This window comes from Pseudoalteromonas sp. 19-MNA-CIBAN-0066 (genome assembly GCF_040308705.1).
GTDB classification, from domain to species: domain Bacteria; phylum Pseudomonadota; class Gammaproteobacteria; order Enterobacterales; family Alteromonadaceae; genus Pseudoalteromonas; species Pseudoalteromonas nigrifaciens.
Map to the genome: position 1 here is coordinate 1 of NZ_JBEONZ010000098.1, position 601 is coordinate 601.

At 38.9% G+C, this 601-nt stretch carries 1 protein-coding gene; it reads left to right on the plus strand.

What is annotated here, in order from left to right:
• The first annotated feature begins 157 nt into the window (after positions 1–157).
• Positions 158–358, plus strand: a complete 201-nt coding sequence (arfA, locus tag AAEZ18_RS18350; protein ID WP_058374703.1) for a ribosome alternative rescue factor ArfA — start codon at positions 158–160, stop codon at positions 356–358.
• The last annotated feature ends 243 nt before the right edge of the window (positions 359–601 follow it).

The following is a 601-nucleotide window of genomic DNA, read 5'->3' on the forward strand; positions in this document are numbered from 1 at the left end:
GACGCGTAAATTCGCCTTGTTTTCACTGAAAATCTCTGGCTAGAGAAAATAAATTTAAATATAACTATGATTTAGTACGTTAGTAAATCTCTTAACCAGAGTTCAGGTTAAGTAACATACAATCTATTTTATAATTAGTTGGTTTATAGGAAAAATGATGACTAAAAAATCGAAAACAAAAACGGCCACTAACAGCGCCGTAGATACTGGCCGCGGTGTTATAAGGCACAATGCGTTGGCTGCACTGGTTACCTCTAAAGTGTTTAAACCACAAGTGGTTAAAGCTAAAAAAGGTAAAGGCTCTTTTAAGCGCAGCAACAAGCATTCAGGACAAGAGTCCTATTTAATCGCCGCTTAAATAGCTGTGATCAAATAGGGCTTTTGCTAATGCTTTTAGTTATTAGAGATTAGGTACTAGCTTAACTTATTACTTTCGCCTCGCACTTGTTGCTAATAGTGCTATGTAAACTTCCACCTTCAGCTAGCCTAGTCTCTACCTGAAACTTAATGCCTGAGCGCTGTTCTATCGAAATTTTCCGAGAAAACCCATTGATCGACGCGAAGCGGTGTCGATGGGATGAATCGGAATAGTTAGCCCTGC